This window comes from Wolbachia endosymbiont of Nomada ferruginata, assembly GCF_001675785.1.
Taxonomy (GTDB): Bacteria; Pseudomonadota; Alphaproteobacteria; order Rickettsiales; family Anaplasmataceae; genus Wolbachia; species Wolbachia pipientis.
In genome coordinates this window covers 1-2,178 of sequence record NZ_LYUY01000140.1, presented here as the reverse complement: position 1 = coordinate 2,178, position 2,178 = coordinate 1, and the positions used below count along the sequence as shown (strand labels likewise).

Here is a 2,178-nt window from a genome sequence, read left to right as displayed (position 1 = left end):
ATTTTCTCCTAAGAAACTCACTCAACTAACTCTTCTTGTTGAACTAATATGTAGCCAAATTCGCTCGCTTTTTTGATCAAATTTTTTACAGTTCTATCTTTATAGCGTGTTTCATAGTATTCCATTCCTTTTTCTACATATTCCTGTCCGTATTTGAGCATACTATAAAATATGCATGCCATTTTTCTTGCAGTAGCTGTTATTGCTTTTGGTGCTCCTAGTCGTTTTTTCAATCTTCTGTAGTATGCACCCAATGCACTTTTACTATTTCCTACAGAATGAGCAGCTATTCGCAAAGCATTTGCAGCACGGTTAATGACTTTACGTGTTCTTGTGTTAAACACTTTTTCCCCTGTAACTTTATTAGCAGGACTGAGTCCCAACCACGATGAAAAGTGCTTTTCTGTTGGCCATTTACTATGGTTTATACCAACTTCTGAAATTATGGTTTGTATACTTAATACATCAAATCCAGGAATTTTAGTGAAATCCATACCAGTTATTCGGTGCAGTTCCTCATACAAAGCAAAGCTTGGCTTACTTTTGCTATTTTTATTCTTTTGCTTACTTAGCTGTTTGCTTTCACAAGACTTTGTTTCAAACGTTTTATAATAGGCTTCAATATTTCTATCACATTCTGCTATTTTTTCTTGATAAATATTATATAGTTCAAATTCTTACTTTAGCGTGAATAAGTGTTCCTCTCTATAGTCACCAGCTAACGCTTTTGCAATAGTAGACTGATCATTTTTCATTCGCACGTCCCTGAATTCTGCCAATTTTTCAGAATCTCTTTCGCCCTCAATTATAGCTTCAATGATTTTCATACCAGTTATCCCAGTAATATGACTAATAACCTTGTGTAATTGTATATTCATTTGAATTAATGCCTTCTGCATACGCAGAATATGTGTAGATGCACTTTCAGTGAGATTTTTGCGTTGCCGCACGTAACTGCGCAATACACACATCTGATTATCTGGCCTAAACGATCCATGAAGCAGTCCGTAGCTAAGCAGTTGTTGGAGCCATTGGCAATCTTGAACGTCAGACTTCCTACCAGGTACATTCTTTACATGCCGTGCATTTACCAATCTTACCTCGAATTTGTATGACTCAAGTATTTGAAATAAAGGAATCCAATATACTCCTGTTGATTCCATAGCTACTGTTGTAACTTTACACTTTTTCAACCACTGTGCTAAGTTATGAAGGTCTTCAGTAAAGCAGCCAAATTTCTGAACGCGTTGTTCATCTCTTCCTTCAGGTACACACACATAGTGTACAGCTGAACCAATGTCTATTCCTGCTGCATTAGGATTCACTATTTCTAATTTACTTTTTGCTTTTTTCATGGTAACTCCTACATATAATTTGTAATAGGGAAACGCTTCAGCTTGGAACGGTTGATAGTACAATCTCCTAACCGAGGTAGTCTAAATGACTCCATCAATGATTTGACCGTTCCTTCCAAAACCATGCTTGCATACGGGCACTTAGGCACCATTGAAAATGTCGGTCATAACTGCAAAGGCGCTCCCTGTACAACTATACTTGAAAACTACTAAAAACTTAAATTTGTGTGTTTCTTTCTGATTTGACAGATTTCGTCTGTTCGATGCTTGCATAACACTTTGTACTGTTTTAATTTTTGCCTAAAGCTTTTAATTCAGCGTGAATTTTAGGGGCTCCATATCTGCATTTAGAAGCTTGATGTATTTTTTGAATATCTGCTAGAAGCCCTTCTTTTGCTAATTCTTTACTGCTTTTTTCCTTAGCAACCCATACCACCAGCACAAAACCCTACATAGTTCCTGTGTTTTATAGCAATTTCTATATAAAAGAATACTTTACTCTTTTTCTTTGCCCAGGGCTTTTTTTAAAATGTCTCTTTCTCTTGTTAGTTCTTTTTTTAGATCAAATCTTTCTTTGTCATAAGGAGCCTTTGCCTGGAAATGCGTATGCTCCAGACATTTTTCCATCATATTTTCTTACTTAACATACTGCCATCTATACCTAGATCTTTTGCTATTTTTGTACTTGCTTGACCTGTTTCTTTAACCAGCTTAACAGCTTCTAATTTGAATTCTGCTGTATATTCTCTTCTATTTGTCATATTTTGAAAAAACGTTTTATTTTACTCCAAAAACGTCTTAACTTTCTCTCTACTTTTTCTGG

General features: G+C 35.6%; 2 pseudogenes. Both read right to left on the bottom strand.

The features are described from left to right. Nucleotides 1-17: 17 nt before the first annotated feature. A pseudogene (locus tag BA053_RS06015) lies at nt 18-1,355 on the bottom strand (IS110 family RNA-guided transposase). Nucleotides 1,356-1,571: 216 nt separating this feature from the next. Continuing rightward, nucleotides 1,572-2,116, bottom strand: a pseudogene (locus BA053_RS08805) (IS3 family transposase); the annotation flags it as partial. Between the last annotated feature and the right edge of the window lie 62 nt (nt 2,117-2,178).